Raw genomic sequence first — 15,075 nt, forward strand, 5'->3', positions numbered from 1 at the left:
GGCGGGGCTCCCGCACCGCGCGGGCTCAGCCGGACCGACGGCCATCCCCGACACCACCGTGAACGGCAGCGACGTCCCGGACGCGTGCGACCGCTTCGGGCGCGACTCGGGCGAGGACCGGCAGGGCGTGGTACCAGCCGGGGGTCTCCAGGCTCAGGTGCAGGAACCTCATCGCCGCCCGCTCGTCGTCCGACGCGTACGGGGTGACGCTCAGGGCCAGGTGCCGCACAGTGACGGTGAAGGCATCCGGGTGCGCCGGGTCGATCTCGGGTACCGGACGAACCGGGACCCGGGCCAGGTGCCCCGCCAGCGCGGTGAGCGCGACGGCGCGCGTCCGTACCTCCGTAGGTCGCTCGGCCAAGCGCCCGGCGGATTCGATATCGCCTCGCGCCGCGTGGACCACTGCGAGGGCGGCAGTCGGAAAGTGCTCGGTCCCCCGGTTCCCCAGATCCCGCACCAACCAGTCCACCTGTTGTCCGGGGTCCTCCCCCGCGCCGATCCGTAGGAGGGCGTGCACCAGGACGGTCTCGGGCCGCCAGTTCTCCCGGCCGCCCTTGTCCGCGTACGCGAGTCCCGCCTCCCTCACCTCGTCAAAGCGATCCGCGTCGAGATGCCTGATGCCGGCCTCGGCCGGAAGGAGCGCAGCGAAGCGGCCCAGCAGGGCGGCCGCCCGGCCGGGTGCCTTCCCGCTCGCGTGTAACTCATCGAGGATCGGGAGCAACAACTGACCCGCCATCCGCAGGTCATGCTCCACAAGGCCTGAGGCCACAGCGATGCGGGCCGGCCGGTCGGCCGTCCTCCAGGCGACCTTCATGCTGCCATCCGTGGGCATCGAGTGCTGCCGGACGAGGTCCACCGCGGCCTCCCCTTCCCCCACACACGCCAGAGCCTGCGCGGCGTGCGCCCAGGCCCCGTCCCGGTCCCGGCTCGGGCTGCCCTCAGCGGCAGCCTGGGCCGCCCAGTACGCACGCCTCCGCGCATCGTCGGGCAAGCCGGAGTCCACGTGAGCCAGGGCCGCTGCAGCATGTGCTCGCGCCCGATCGGCCGGGGTTCGGCACAGGCCGAGCAGCTGCTCGGCGTCCTGTACGGCATCGATGCGTACGAGGGCTCCAACCAGGCAGGAAAGCCACACGGGGGCCGGGCCCGTTCCCCAGCCCGACATCGGAAGGAGCGCCAAGGCCTCGTCCAAGCGCCGTTCGGCTCCGTGGTTCCGGCCGGGGGCCGCCGGACGGAGGGCGGTGAGGGCCGGCCGCTCGGCCTCGGAGTCGTTTCCGTCCCCCTCGTCATACGGACCGGACCGGTCTCCTGGTCCTCCGGAAACGGCGGCAGCCACCGGGCCGAGAATCCTGCGCACCTCGTCCTCAGACACCCCTGTGTCGGTAAGCGCGCGGGCAAGACCGGCGAGGCGGCCCCGGCTTCCCTGCCCGCTCTTGCGCACGGCCTGCGCCGCGACGAGCCGGGCACGCCAAGTTTCCGGATTCGTCGACAGATACCTCGGGGACCGACGGGCTGCGCGGCTCTCCAGGAACGGGATCAGCACGGTCAGCACGTAGCGGGCGTTCCTCGGCCAGGGCACGGATTTGCCCGTGAGCCAGTCGCTGAGACTGGACTTCGCCACCTTGAAACGGCGCGCGGACCCGAGCCTGACGAGGTCGTTGAGCCCTAACGTCGTCCGCCCGCCCGCGGCTTCGTAGAGGTCCCGGAGCTCTTGCGAGAAGCCTGCTCCTTGGCTGCCCCCGTTGTCTCCCGACCCGCCACTAGCGTCAGACTTCTCCGGAATCTCCATTTTTCCCTCCCTGACCTGCACAGACATGACTTCTGCGAGGCTCCGGACATCGCCGGACGGCCTCCGGATGGTGGATACCTGTGGGACCGCGTCCGGCGGGGCATACCACCGGGCGAAGACCCCGATGGGGACCCCATGTCCGTCCTGCAGTCCGTGTTCCAAGAAGCGGCAACGGTGACCGCCGTCGCCGGCCTCTCCTACACGTGGGCCGTTGTCATGGTCGCCGCATCGTCCGTACTCTCCCGAAGCCCCCAGCGCCGGCGTGACGCCCGTGAGACACTGATGATCTTGATGCGGCGGAGTGGGCGTCGCTGAGACGGGTACTGAGGTGCCTTCCGAGCTCTAGGGCTCGACTGCGAAGTGTTCTCTTCCCGTGCACCGCTGCCGCCAAGCTCTACCCACGATGCGTGGGTGGTCATGCCTGCCAGGCGGCGGGAGTAGTGCGCAGCGAGGAAGTCTGCGCGGCGGCTGATCCATCCCAACACGGACAGGTCGAAGCCCGAGCCGTGCACTGCGTTGGGAGCATCCGCAGATCGGCCGACGTGCCGGCCTGGTCGTATCGATCCGATGGACGCTAGTCTCGACCTCACGCAGCACTTCCCGCTCCTGCGGGGATGACCCGTGCGAGGTGTTCTCTCTTCGCCTCCAGCAACTCCCCGCGCGCGCGGGGATGGCTCGCGTTAGGAGCAGAGCCGATCTGGCCCCCGCATACGCGGGGATGCAACCGGTCCGACCGCCAGAACCGAGCACGCTCAACCACGCCGCCTCGTACGGGGCGGCCCCGGCAGGTCCGACTTTCGCCCGCGGACAAAAGTCGGACCCGAAGGCTTCGTCTCTCAGCGGGTCAGGAGCAGCCCGCAGCTGTAGGCTCGGGCGTGGCCAAGTCCGTTGGAGAGCGCTGCGACCAGGGTTTCCGGGTCGGTGACGGTCAGGGAGCCTCGGATCTCCGCGCGGCCGATGCGCACGGACTTGTTGCGGTGGGCGCTGGAGACGGTCGGCAGCATCCGGATCCCAAGACTGTCGGGGTCGGCGGCGGCACCGATGCGGACCACGCCGTCCTCGGCCGTGGCGGGCTCGCCGTCGGGCTGGAGGCGGCGTGCGAACCAGCGCTTCACGTGTTCCGGGGTGGTGTGGGCGGCCCTGGTGCCGCGGGCCTTCTCCGAAGCGGACTTGCCCGAAGGCCGGCTGTGGGTCGGGTTGACGACGGTACGGAAGCCGACGACCTCGCCCACTTTGAAGGTCCGGTCGACGGTGATGATGTGCGGCGCGGTCGCGAAAGCCGCCCTGGGGATGCGGGCCCAGTCCCCCGGGATCCTGGACTGCACGACCAGGACGAGCGCCGCCGCTTTGAGGTCGACCGACCACGTCGACAGGATGCCCATCTGCGAGCGGGCTTCCGCGTCTCCGTCCTCCACCCAACCGCGGAACCCGCTCATCACGGTGCGGTGCATCTCCTGGGCGTCGACGAGGGACTTGGCGACGAGCGGGTGGCGGGCGTTCAGGGATAGGACGGAGTGTGTGGCGACGAAGCGGGCCGTGGAGGCCCGCGTGCTGTTCGCGGAGTGCACGGGGTTCACGGGGTTCACGGGATGATGTCCCATTCGGTGGCGGTCGGGGCGATGGTGACACGCGTACGGGTCTCCCAGCGGGTGGCGTGGGCCCGTCGAGCCGGATCGAAGCTGATCGGCTGGTCGTTGATCGGTGAAGCCCCCCTGGCACCGGGGGCGGCCTGGATCCAAGCCCAGGGACGCCGTGCGGTGGCGTCCGGGCCATCGAGGTCTTCCGGTCCGGGCAGCAGCCGTTTGCCCGCGAAGGCCTCGGTGATCGTGCCGATCACGATCTCGGCGGCCAGGGTGCCAGAGGGCGGGCAGGACTTCCGGCCGAGCCACAGCAGCTGCTTCGGGTGCTCCAGGGCGTGGGCGATCTCCTCCAGTGGCGCGCGGTCCTCGTGCTGGAGCCCCACGACGAACGCCGCGTCCGACAGGTACCAGCGCTCGGTGATCAGTGCCGTGCGCGAGAGCTCCCCTGAGACGAGCGCCCCCGAGACGGGATCGGCCGCGATCTTCTTCGGCGCCCCGTACCACCCGGCCAGCTCGTGATGCCCGAAGCCTGGCCCTTCGGTGGCCTCCATGCTCTTGGCCACGGCCGCCGCCCGCCGGTGGTCGGTGATAACGTCCCGTGGCCGCAGCGGGAACGTGCCGGAGCCGACGGAGTGGTAATCGCGCACCGGTGTGCCCGGATGGTCGGCGCGAACGCCGAAGGCGAGCCGAGCGAGGTCGTCCACGGCGTCGGTACGGTCCCGGCCCAGTGCCGCCGCGCACAAGCCGATCACCGCCGACTTGCTGGGCCGGCTGTGGGTGTCCCGGTAGGAGAACCGGCTCGCCACACCCCAGGACTGGAGGGGCGCGGCGAGCCGTACGAGCAGGACGTGCGTCACGCCGTCAGCTCCTCGGCCGAGGTCACCGGCTGCACGTCCGGGATCTTGAGGGAACCCAAGAGCTCGTCGACCTGCGGGTCGTAGGTCAGCACACGGCTGGACCTGATGTCGGGGCGACGCCCGCTGACGAAGATGTGGTGCTTCACAAGCCGCTTGACCGCGGCCGGTCCGGCCGGTCCCTCGCCACCCTTGTCCAAGGGGTTCTCGTCGATCGGGGCCTGGAAGGCGGCGGCGTAGTTGTACGGGCGCTCCGCCTCGAAAGCGAGGACCAGAATCGGCAGCGAGCCGGTGGAGGCGGTCGAGTTCTTCTTCGCTTCGGGAAAGGCGTCGACGAAGGCCGTCACGAACTCCGCCTCGGCGGCGACAGAGGCCTCCTCGGCCTCCGCGACGGTCATCCCGGCGGCCTGGAGATTCCTGCGGAGCTTGAACCGGTCGAGCACGGCGTGCCGGTAGAAAGTCCCGGTGATCAGCGACTGATAGCCGGTCATACCGGCTCCGGCGTCGTCGGCCACGTCGAGGAAGTCCAGGGCGTTCTTCTTCCTGTCCAGCTTCGCGTCGTCGGCGGCCGCGTAGAAGTCGTCGACCTGCTCCGCCTCGTGCACGGTGAAGGCGTGACTGCTCTGCACGGCGCCGTCGACGTTCGGGGAATCGGCGATCTCGGCGAGGAAGCGGCCATACAGGGCGATGTCGATGGCATCGCGCGGCGCGAACGCGGTGAGAACCGCGGCGCGGGTCGCCGTCGGCAGTGCGGGGAGCTTGGCTTCGGCCCCGGCAGCACCTTCGCCCGCCTCGCCGGCCTCGTCCGCCTCCTGATCGGCCTTTCGGCCGGCCTTTTTGGTCCTGGCAGCGGCCGTCGCCTGTGCTGCCAGGTACTCAGCAGTCCACGGCCGAAGTTCCTCAGCCTGCTCATTGATGTGCGCCGCGATGCGCACGCCCGCGTCAGACGGGGCGAACAGGAGCACCTTGGTGAGGTTCGCGACCGTCTTCTTCGCGGGTTCGCCGAATTTCAGCCCGGTGGCTTCGATGACGGCGCGGGCCGTACGTACCGCCTCGTCCGAGTCCCAGCCATGAGCGGAGGCGAGTTCCCGCCCTGCGAACAGCGCCCACTCCCGGGTGCGGATGCCGGTGCTTCGGCCGGCCAGAGAACCGATGCCCGCGTTCGCGCGGTCCCGCGTGTGGACCCGTTCGGCACGGCGGCGCGCCTGGCTCGTGATCATGTGCCGCTCGGTGCCCCCGTAGACGATGGACTTCGGGGCGCCGTTCTCGTCGCGTACGGGCAGCACGGCGACCAAGGTCTCCAACAGGTGGAGGGAGAGGAACTGGCCGCCGGTGGAGGAGGCATTGCTGGTCACGTGGTGGTGCCCTTCTGGGTCGTGTCGGCGGCAGGCGTGCGGGGCGTCCGGGCGCTGGTCGACCGGGACCGGGCCATGTGGAAAGCCACGGCCCACTCGTAGGAGATGCGGGCCTTGCGGTCGTGCCACTGGCTGAGGTCGTCGGCGAGACGGGTCCATGACGGCGGCCGCTTGCCGCAGGCACGAAGCCGGGCCACGGCGTGCTGCAGGTGACGCCACGGGATCCGCCGGCTGGAGACGATTCGATCGACGAGGCGGACGGCCCCCGGGTCGTCGGGGCCCTGCTTCTTTTCACTGCCGATGCGTCGGGCCGCATCGCCGAGGCTGCCGTAGCCGTAGTCGGGTTCCGATCGGCCTTGGTGGTAGACCGCGAACAGGAACGCCACCTGTTCGTAGATCTCCTCCTGCTCCTCGGTCGGGCTGAACCAGATGGCCCGGAAATGGGGTTCCTTGCGGATCCGCGGCGTGCGGAGCTCGGCGAGGGCTTTGTACTGGTGGTTGTGAACCAGGCTCCCCAGCCAGGCCGTGAGGGCGGCGGCGCTCTCACTGTTCTCGGTTCCGGGCGTGTACTCGGTTCGGTTGGTCATGCCCTCTCCCCTCGGAGTTCGGCCGGGGCCTTCGGCTGTGCCAGCTCGTCGTCGAACCGCTGCAGGGCGGCGGCCTGGGCCTTCGCTCCCCGTGAGTTCCTCGGCAGTGAATCGAGGCATTCGGTGAGGAACTTCCGGGCGGCCGCGGCCACGGTGGCGGCGTAGTCAAGGAGGCCGTCGTGGACGGGCTCGCCGATGGTGGTCTCGTCCATCAGGAACTCGAACGGCTCCTGGGTGGCCGCCCAGTGCCGGCTGCGCGCGTCGAAGCGTGCGATCTGGCCGGCCTTGTCTGCCGGCTTCGGGTTCGGGTACTCGACGCTCCAGGCCGCGTACGCCGCCCTGCTCAGGGCCGTGGCCACGTACTCGGCGATCTCCGATCCACGGGATGATGCAACGTAGAGCATGGCCTCCAGACCCGGGGCGAAGGGAAAGGTCCCGTCGACCCAAGCGATGGCCGTGGTCTGCTTGGCCACGAGCCCGACCGCCCACAGTTCGACGCGGCGGGCGGGCTGCTGGCCCGGCTCGGGCGCGACGTCCTCCGCGGGAAAGAGCGCGAGCCGCTGGTACAGGGTCGCGCCGTCGTTCACCGCCCCAGAGGAGCGGGCCTTGTCCACGGCGGCGTAGAGGGAATGGGCGTCGCGCCAGACGGCGCGGGTCGCCGAAGCCCAGAGCGGTTTGGCGGTGCCGTCCGCCTTCTTGGCCTGGACAGCGTCCTGAAGGTGCTCTTCAGTCAGGGCGAGCAGTTCGCCCGCACCGAGCAGTACCCGGTCCACGGCCTTCCCGTCGGGTGTCGGGCGGAGCAGGACCGACCGGCCGAGATAGCTGTGCAGGTCCGCCGGACCGGCGACGGGTCGGCCGACGGGCTTGGTCTTGAACCCCCGGCGTTCCTTGCCCGCGGTCCAGGAGAGGTTCAGATCGCCGTGCGGCCCGGAAACCGGGGCCATGTTGAGGCGGAGCGTCTCGCCGAGGGTGGAGCCCAGTGCTATGACGCGGATCCGGGTGCCGAGGCGGGTGGCGGCCAGGTTGGTGATGGTGGGACCGAGTGTTGCCTTGCCGGAGATCCGGGCCCTGCCCGCGGGTCCGTACACGTGCTGGGTGAGCATGGCCCGGAAGGCCTCGGCCACGGGTAACGGGCGGGGGTCGGCCAGATGGTGGTGGTCGAAGAACTGGTTGTAGTCGCCGACCCGCTCGATCACCAGCTGCGCCGGACCGGCCCCGTGCTGGTCGAGGAAGGGAGCGAGGAGGGAGTTCTGCCCGAGCGGCTCGGTGGGGTGGAACAGGTCCCAGACCTCGCCCGTGCGGGACCCGGCGAGCCACTCGGCGGCGGGCTGGAGGGCGTGCTCCTGGTCCACCCAGGCAGGCCACTCGGCTGCGGACATCGGGTAGGTGCCCGAGGCGTAGCAGATGGCCAGGAGGAACTCGATGAGCGCGACCTTCTCACCGGGTGTGGTCGCCTCGATGGTCCGAAGCCGGTCGGCGTCGTGGAGCAGGTCAACGAGGTTCCGCTCGACGAGTTCGCCGTCAAGGGTCAGTGCCGTGACGCATAGCTCCTGCCGAGGGTCCCAGCGTGGTCGTATCGCCTCGTCGCGCACGGCGCGTGATCCATCCAAGTTGCATCGTTCGCTCTCTGCTCATAACGGTTGCTTGGTGCAATGAGGCAGGACGCTAGCAGGCGAACGAGGCAGGCTTGACGGCTTTGAGAATGTCAATGTGGCCTTGAAAACAGAACAGTTAAGGGGAAGCGGGGCACTACACGCAGAGCCACCGCACGCATGGTAGCCGGGGGCCAAAAGCCGACGGGGCGTCCCGGTTCGTGCAGCCATGTGCACGTTGCGGACGGGTCCGCGGTGATGCCGAAGCGGGTGATGTGCCGCCCCGCAGTTCGTAGGCGGCGGGAACCCCGGCCCACAGATCACCCGAAACTCACGAGGTGACCGCGTCGGCCTCCGCCAGTCGCCGTGGGCCGTGATCGTGGCCGAGGCGCCGGCCTCGTGGGCCGGGGAGCGCGGGTCACCCACGGGAACCGGTCCACGTGAAGGAGTGGTTCTTGCGACGACTCCACGGCGAGGGAGAGTCGGCGACCGCCGAGGACGGCGTCGTCCGCACCGGGGCAACCACCGAACCGCACGCACTCGGGAACAAGAATCCGGAGCCACCGTCGCCGCTACTCCCCCCTTCCCGGACTCTTGTCCGCGGACGAAAGTCGGGCTGGGGCGCTGGGCTTCGTGCCTCGGTCCGGGCCGGCTCTAGAGTGAGGCTTCAGGTCAGTGACCTGGAACGTTCTGTCTGGAGGAGTGTCCATGGGGGACATCGCGGCGGCCGGCGTGGCGGTGGAGCGGCTTGAGGAGTTCCGGGGGGAGTTGATCGGCTACTGCTACCGGATGTTGGGCTCGTACGCCGAGGCCGAGGACGCCGTACAGGAGACGATGGTCCGGGCGTGGCGCAGCGTCGACCGGTTCGAGGGGCGGTCGGGGCTGCGGACGTGGGTGTACCGCATCGCCACCAACGTCTGCCTGGACGCCCTTGCTTCGGGCGAGCGGCGGGCGCTGCCGATGGACCTGTCCGGCCCGAGCGAGGGCAGCTCGCCGCCGTCACCTCCCCAGGACGCCGCCCTGTGGGTGGAACCCTGCCCTGGCGGCGATCCGGAGGCAGCCGCGACGTCGGGCGAGTCCGTGCGGCTGGCGTTCGTCGCCATGCTGCAGCACCTGCCGCCCAGGCAGCGGGCCACGCTGATCCTGCGGGACGTCCTGGGCTTTTCGGCTCGCGAGGTCGCCGACCTGCACGGCTCCACCGTCGCCTCGGCCAACAGCTCCCTGCAGCGCGCCCGCGCCACCCTGGCCGACCGCCGCCAGCCGAAGGACGGGCCGACCGGCCGGCCGTGCGACGACAGGGTCCGCCGGCTGCTGGCCGAGCGGTACGCCACGGCCTTCTCCCGCTACGACATGGAGGAGCTGAACATGCTCCTCCATGTCGACGCCACGCTGTGCCTGCCCCCGTACGCGAAATGGATGCGCGGTGTCCCCGACATCCAGGCATGGCTCACCGGTCCCGCGATCGGCTGCCGCGGCTCTCGCCTGATCCCGACAACGGCCAACGGCTCCCCCGCCTTCGGCCAGTACCGTCCCCACCCGGACGGCACCGGGTACCTTCCCTGGGCCCTTCAGGTCGTCGAGGTCTCCGGCGACCGGATCACGGGCATCACGGCCTACCGCGACACCGAGCGCCTGTTCCCGCTCTTCGGCCTGCCGGACCGCTTGGACGAGGGCTCCCGAACCTGCGCCATTGCCTGACTGGCCTGTTGGGTGATCCAAGGTCGATTTCATGCCGGCCGTGCCGAGTACGTCGACTGACGGCCCCGTCTCGGCGCCGGTTTCCGTCGGGGTACGCGAATTGCCGGGGCTGGGGCCGGGGTGACCCGTCTCGTCGAACTTCGACCGGTCCCGCTGTGGGTCGGCGCGCGCGGGCGCGCTTGGGCGTCCCAGGTCGCCGAGACGGGCACCGGTAGCCCGACGGACGGCCGACAGCGCCGCGCCGGCGCACGACTCCGCCACCGGACGGCGCCATCACGCCAATGCCCCGTACTCGGGGTCGCTTCGCGGTACTTCTTCGCCCTTCCTTCTGTTGTCCCCGGCGACGATCACCGTCCGCCCCGTTCATCCGGTGCAGGCGGTGCCACGCGCCGCCAAGAAGGGACACCTCCGCAGCATGAGCACACACCACCTGGGCCGAGCCGCCGCCGTACTGGCCGCCGCCCTCGCCATGGCCACGGCCACTACCGGGCTCACCGCATACGCCGCCGACCCCTCCGACACGACGGGCAAGCACGCCACCACCGTCACGCGCACCGGTGGCGGTGCGGGGCGGTGCGACGACGATCCGGCCGGCTGGGAGCGCGAGGGACTGTGCCTGAACGCCGCGGACAACCGCAAGGTCGATGCCTACCTTGCCCGTGCCCGCGCGGCGGAGCCGGCGATCAGCCGCGACGTACAGGTTGCCGCCGGCCTCAGCGGGGCGGAGCTGGTCGGCTTCGACTACCGCCTCAAGTCCCCCGACTCCCTCAAGCGGAAGGTCGCCACAGACCTCAAGGAGCATCCGGAGCGCAACACCGACGACGTCCTGGCGCGTCTGAGTGACGCGGTGCGCTACACCCTCCAATGGCCCGACGGCGATTACGTCACCGGTGTGACCATCGCCTCTGAGGTGCTGTCCGCGTGGGGCAGCGACACCACGAAGTGGTCCAACACCTGGGGTCGCGAGAAGGGCTACAAGGGACTCAACACGGGCTGGCGCGCTCCCGGTTCACAGCAGCTGTTCGAGGTGCAGTTCCACACCCCGGCGAGCAAGTTCGCCCAGGAGGAGACGCACAAGCTGTACGAGGAGCAGCGGCTGCCGTCGACCAGCCCCGAGCGCAAGAAGGAGCTACAGGCCCAGCAGGACGCGATCTTCGCCGCAGTACCCGTCCCGGACGGCGCTCCCGCCCTCGCCCCACCCGCCACTCGTCTGGCGCCGGCGGCCTGACGCCCGCTGCGCAGCCCGGCCGGCTACCCGAGGCTGCCCTCGGTTCCTGCCCCATGCGATCGGTCAATGGGGTGCCACACCACACTCGATGCCCGGCCAGGAACCTCCCGGCCGGGCATCGCCCTGGCATTGGCCGGAGCGCGCGATTTCACGCGGCAGGCGCTGCGGGACTGGGCCCAGGGCGGGCACGGGCTCTCCGTCATCGGTCGGAGGCGCGGCGTCAGAGCACCTCGATGACCACCAGGCAGGTGTCGTCCGCGAAGTCCTCCCGCCCGTACATGTCCATCAGGGTGTCCAGCACGCGTTGGGCGGGCAGCCCGGAGCAGGTGGCCAGGCGCCGACGGAGCGTGGCGATGCTCTGCTCCAGGTCCTCGCCGCGGCGCTCGACGAGGCCGTCGGTGTAGAGGAGCAGGACGTCCCCCTGCCTCAGGTCAACCGCGGCCGTGGCGTACCTGTCCCCCGGCAGCAGGCCCAGCAGGGGGCCCCGATGCGAGGAGTCCAGGGTCTCCGCGCTGCTGCCGCGCAGCAGCAGGGGCGGCGGATGGCCGGCGCAGGCCCAGGTCAGGCGCCGCCGGGCGTCGATGTGGCCGATGACGGCGGTGGCCGTCTCGGCGGAGGGGTCGGCGCAGATCAGCTCGTTGAGCCAGGTCGTCAGGTCCGCGGCGTCGGTTCCGGGGGCGTGGGCGAGGCCCGCCAACGCGTGCCGCTGCTGGGCCATCCGGGCGACCGCGCCGAGTCCGTGCCCGCAGGCGTCCCCCATCGCCAGCAGGATCCTGCCGTCCGGCAGGACCCGGCACTTGTACCAGTCGCCGCCGAGGGCGGCTTCCGGCTCGACCGGCAGGTACGCCGCCGCCACGGCGTACCCGAGTTCGGCGATCTCCGAGGAGTGGGTGGGCAGGAGCGCCTCGCGCAGCGCCGAGGCGACCCGCCGCTCGGCGGCCGCCTCCTCGCGGAGCCTCTCGGTCAACTTCCGGCTGGCGTCGAGCCGCTGCCTGCTGCGGACCTGCGGGGTCAGGTCGCGGACGATCAGGTAGAACGCCCAGGGCAGGCCGTGGGTGTCGATCACCGGGCGGCCCACCGCGTGCAGGGTGCGGACGTCCCCGTGGATGTTGAAGCGGATGTCGGTGCCGGGCGGTTCCTCGCCGTCGAAGAGTTCCCTGAGCAGCCGCCCGAACCGGGGTACGTCCTCGACGAGCACGGCGTCGCACAGGTCCGTGAGGGTCATCCGGCCGTCGGATCCCGTACGGAAGATCGCGCACATGCCGTCGGACCAGCTGGTGGCGCCGGACAGCAGGTCGAAGTGGGCCCAGCCCATGGAGGCGATGTACTGCGCTTCGAGGGACATCACCTCGGTGTGCGCCTGGGCCGGCCGCCAGGTCGCCAGCACCTGTCCGCCGCAGGACGCCGCGTCGTACAGCAGGGTCGTACGGTGCAGGCGGCCGGACCGCCATTCGGTGTAGTCCACCGGGTGCCCCTTGAGGGCGTGGCCCGTACGCAGGACGCCGCTCAGCGCGGCGAGCAGGCCGCCGGCCTCGGCGCCGGGCCGGGTCGTGAGCAGCCGCCGGCCCACCTGGCGGTCGGGGGCGTCGAGCCACTCCGCCGAGCGGACGTGGTTTCCGGCCCGCACGACGAAGTCGACGGTACGGCCGTCGTCGTCCTCGACGGGGGCGAGGAGCGCGGCCGACATCGGGATGGCGGGCAGGGTTGCGCACAGGCAGGCCCAGGGGTCGTGGCCGTCGGCGGGGTCGCCGCAGGAGTGGCACTGGTCCTGGCTGCCACCGCACGGGCACTCTTGAGCGGCGGGCTCCCCGTCCTGCTCGGGCCGTGCGGCGGGGGCCGGGTCCTCGCGCCGGATCCCGGCGCTGCGGCCGGCGGCGGCCCGCAGTGCGGCCACCTCGCGCGCGATGAACAGTTTGAGCCCGTCGGGGTCCTCGGGAACGGCGGGACTCATGACGGAGCTGCCTTCCGGCCGGATCGTCCGGACGCGCGGTGCTGCGCGTCCCCGTGGAGCCATGGTGCTGGCAGCGGGCCGCCCGCGCACGTCGTGATCCGTCGGCCGGACGGGGGTTTGACAGCGCGACGGGGGGACACACGCGGGATGTCGGTGCGGGCCCCTTCGAGCGGTGTGGCACGCCCGTGCCGGTGGCCGCACCCGTTGCCGTTCGGCGGAACGGGGTGCGGCCACCGGCTGCCTTCTCTCGGACGTCCGACGTCCAGACGGACGGTTCGGAGGGCGCGGAACCCCGGCGCCGCCGAACGCCAGGCATGGCGTCCGTACATCGTTCTGCCCTGCCCTGCCCCGTCGACCAGTGGTCGATCGGGGACCGCGAGGGCATGCGCAGGGCGATGCCGAAGGAACTCCCCGCGCCACTGCTCGCGGCGATGACCGCCTTCGCTCCGCGCGTCCTTCCTGAGGCTCCTCCGTGACAGCCGCGCGATCGTCCGCCGACGCGGTGCCCGGGTTGTCGCGGGGTGTCGACGGGATTCTTGTACGGCGCCGTCGTAGACCAGATCGGGAACGGGCACCACAGCTCCGTTCCACCGCTCGGCGATCGGCCCGCCGAAAGCCCGGAGCATCTCCAGGTAGCCCTGCCCCGACCTGGTGGTCCCCCCCGGTCATCCACGCCGTGCGTCGCGCCCCTGGGTGAGGTCGATCGACCGGTACTCCTCCAGTACGGCGAACCCGGCGCTGTCGTACAGCCCGATCGCCACCTCGTTGCCCCCGAACACGTTGAGCATCATCACCTCGTCGCCGCCCTGACGGGTGGCCCACTCGCCGACCGCCATCGCGGCCCGGCCGTAGCCTTTGCCCCGGTGCTCCTCGTACACCTCCAGCGAGAAGCCGAAGGTCACTCCCGGCAGGAAGCCGTGGTTCACCCACCCGGTCCCGATCACGACACCCTCGGCCTCCATCGCGTAGAAGGCGTGTCCCGGGGTCGAGTACCCCTGCGGCAGGAGCCGGGCGAAGTCCCGGTCGGACTTCGCCCTCGCCTGCTCCGGGGTCAGCGCCCCGGACCGGACGATGTCAGCGACGTACCCGGCCTGCTCGCCGGCCAGCCAGCCCGGGTACTCCCCCTCGGTGAGCCGGCGGACCGTCAGGCCAGCCGGCAGCCCCGGCCGCTCGGCCGCCGCCCGCATACGGTTCTGCGCGCGCACGGGATAGTCGGCGAACGCCCCCGCCCCGCCCGTGAGCCGCACCGCCACTCGCTGCGCCCCGCGCTCGGCGCACCACCGCTCGGCCCACTCGCGCCCGTGCGGCACCGTCAGGTCGTGGATCCGACCCACGGTCGCGCCGTCCTCCTCCGCGACCTCGACCGCTATCCACCCGGTGCCGTCCGTGGCGACCGTCCAGCCGTCGATCCCCTTCACGGCCCGTTCGAGCAGAGCCTGCGCCAGCGGCTCGGAACACCCCGCACTCCGGTACCCGTCCAGCACCCGCCCCTCGAACTCGCCGCGCCACGCACCCGGTTCGGTAATGATCTCCAACTGCTCCATCCGCCCACCCTAGACACCCACGCCGACAGGACCCACCGATATACCTGGCCCCCCGTCCGATCACCGAACGTCTTGCGCCAGGTCCCATTGCACGGCGAGCACCGGCGTGCCCGAGGCGTCCCGCGCGGCCAGGACGGCCGGCAGACCGGAGCGGGTCAGGCCGTGGTTCCGGTTGTCCTGCTGGGGAGCCGGTCGGCTCGGATGACGACGAGTTCCTCCTCCGTCTGGTCGTGGCCGATCAGTTTCTGCTCGGCCAGCCAGTCGGCACGGGCGGTGAGGACCGGTCCGAACGGCTGGCGGCGGCGGCCCACCACCGCCGCTTTCAGGCCCGCTTCGCCCAGCAGGCGCAGTGTCGTCTCCGGTGCGCACAGCGCGGAGTGGACCAACAGCATCATGCCGCCCGGCTTGAGCAGGTGGGGGGCCATGGCACACAGCCGGTCCACGTACTGCCGGCCGTCGGGGCCCGCGTTCCACGCCCGAGCGCGCCCCCGCTCGCCGGCTGTGGACGGCGGGCTGGGGACGTAGGGCGGATTGGCCGTCACCACGTCGTACCGGCGACGGACGGCCCGGCTGGAGGGGAAGTCCGCGTGCTCGACGCGTACCGGGAGCCGGTTCATCAAGGCGTTGTAGCGGGCGGTCAGGACCGCCCGGTAGCAGCTGTCGACGGCGTGTACGCGGTGTGCGCCCAGGCGGGCCGCGGTCATCGCGATCAGGCCGGTGCCGGTGCACACGTCCAGCGCGTGGGCCCCTTCGGGTAGGGATGCCTTCTCCAGGGCGTCCTTGAGGAGGAGGGAGTCTCCCTGCGGCCTGTAAACGCCCCAGGGCTTCAGGAGCCTCAGATCCGTGTCTTCCACGCGGGGGACCTCCTTGTGTCCGTGACAGGCGGCGCCGGGCGGTCCG

General features: G+C 71.2%; 11 protein-coding genes. 2 read left to right on the plus strand and 9 right to left on the minus strand.

Annotated elements, in window-relative coordinates:
- Positions 1–25 precede the first annotated feature (25 nt).
- The 6 genes from M4D82_RS01910 to M4D82_RS01935 form a co-directional block, all read right to left on the minus strand.
- The gene (locus M4D82_RS01910) at positions 26–1,786 is read right to left on the minus strand and encodes a hypothetical protein (RefSeq protein ID WP_249764321.1); all 1,761 of its coding nucleotides are present in this window, start codon (positions 1,784–1,786) and stop codon (positions 26–28) included.
- 836 nt (positions 1,787–2,622) lie between these two features.
- Entirely contained in the window at positions 2,623–3,363 is a 741-nt protein-coding gene (locus M4D82_RS01915) for a type I-E CRISPR-associated protein Cas6/Cse3/CasE (protein ID WP_249764322.1), read from the minus strand.
- Between the two features lie 5 nt (positions 3,364–3,368).
- Positions 3,369–4,223 (minus strand): type I-E CRISPR-associated protein Cas5/CasD, encoded by an 855-nt coding sequence (gene cas5e / locus M4D82_RS01920; RefSeq protein ID WP_249764323.1) that lies wholly within the window; start codon positions 4,221–4,223, stop codon positions 3,369–3,371.
- Positions 4,220–5,575 (minus strand): type I-E CRISPR-associated protein Cas7/Cse4/CasC, encoded by a 1,356-nt coding sequence (locus M4D82_RS01925; RefSeq protein WP_249764324.1) that lies wholly within the window; start codon positions 5,573–5,575, stop codon positions 4,220–4,222. The genes cas5e and M4D82_RS01925 overlap by 4 nt, the downstream gene beginning before the upstream one ends.
- A complete protein-coding gene (gene casB, locus M4D82_RS01930) occupies positions 5,572–6,162 on the minus strand; it encodes a type I-E CRISPR-associated protein Cse2/CasB (protein ID WP_249764325.1) in 591 nt (196 codons plus the stop codon). Before casB ends, M4D82_RS01925 begins: the two co-directional genes overlap by 4 nt.
- Positions 6,159–7,754, minus strand: a complete 1,596-nt coding sequence (locus M4D82_RS01935; protein WP_249764326.1) for a type I-E CRISPR-associated protein Cse1/CasA — start codon at positions 7,752–7,754, stop codon at positions 6,159–6,161. Before M4D82_RS01935 ends, casB begins: the two co-directional genes overlap by 4 nt.
- Before the next feature lie 708 nt (positions 7,755–8,462).
- On the opposite strand from M4D82_RS01935, the gene M4D82_RS01940 reads away from it, so the two are divergent.
- Both M4D82_RS01940 and M4D82_RS01945 read left to right on the plus strand, forming a co-directional pair.
- On the plus strand, positions 8,463–9,452 hold the full coding sequence (locus M4D82_RS01940; protein WP_249764327.1) for a sigma-70 family RNA polymerase sigma factor: 990 nt from the start codon (positions 8,463–8,465) through the stop codon (positions 9,450–9,452).
- A 415-nt stretch (positions 9,453–9,867) separates the two neighbouring features.
- Positions 9,868–10,680, plus strand: a complete 813-nt coding sequence (locus M4D82_RS01945) for an ATP nucleotide 3'-pyrophosphokinase (RefSeq protein ID WP_249764328.1) — start codon at positions 9,868–9,870, stop codon at positions 10,678–10,680.
- Positions 10,681–10,900: 220 nt separating this feature from the next.
- On the opposite strand, the gene M4D82_RS01950 is transcribed toward M4D82_RS01945, so the two are convergent.
- From M4D82_RS01950 to M4D82_RS01960, 3 genes are all read right to left on the minus strand, one after another.
- Positions 10,901–12,631: a PP2C family protein-serine/threonine phosphatase gene (locus M4D82_RS01950; RefSeq protein WP_249764329.1), complete on the minus strand. Its 1,731-nt coding sequence runs from the start codon at positions 12,629–12,631 to the stop codon at positions 10,901–10,903.
- 665 nt (positions 12,632–13,296) lie between these two features.
- Entirely contained in the window at positions 13,297–14,175 is an 879-nt protein-coding gene (locus tag M4D82_RS01955) for a GNAT family N-acetyltransferase (RefSeq protein ID WP_249764330.1), read from the minus strand.
- A 155-nt stretch (positions 14,176–14,330) separates the two neighbouring features.
- A complete protein-coding gene (locus tag M4D82_RS01960) occupies positions 14,331–15,029 on the minus strand; it encodes a HemK2/MTQ2 family protein methyltransferase (RefSeq protein ID WP_249764331.1) in 699 nt (232 codons plus the stop codon).
- Positions 15,030–15,075: the final 46 nt, after the last annotated feature.

This window comes from Streptomyces sp. RerS4, from assembly GCF_023515955.1.
GTDB lineage: Bacteria > Actinomycetota > Actinomycetes > Streptomycetales > Streptomycetaceae > Streptomyces.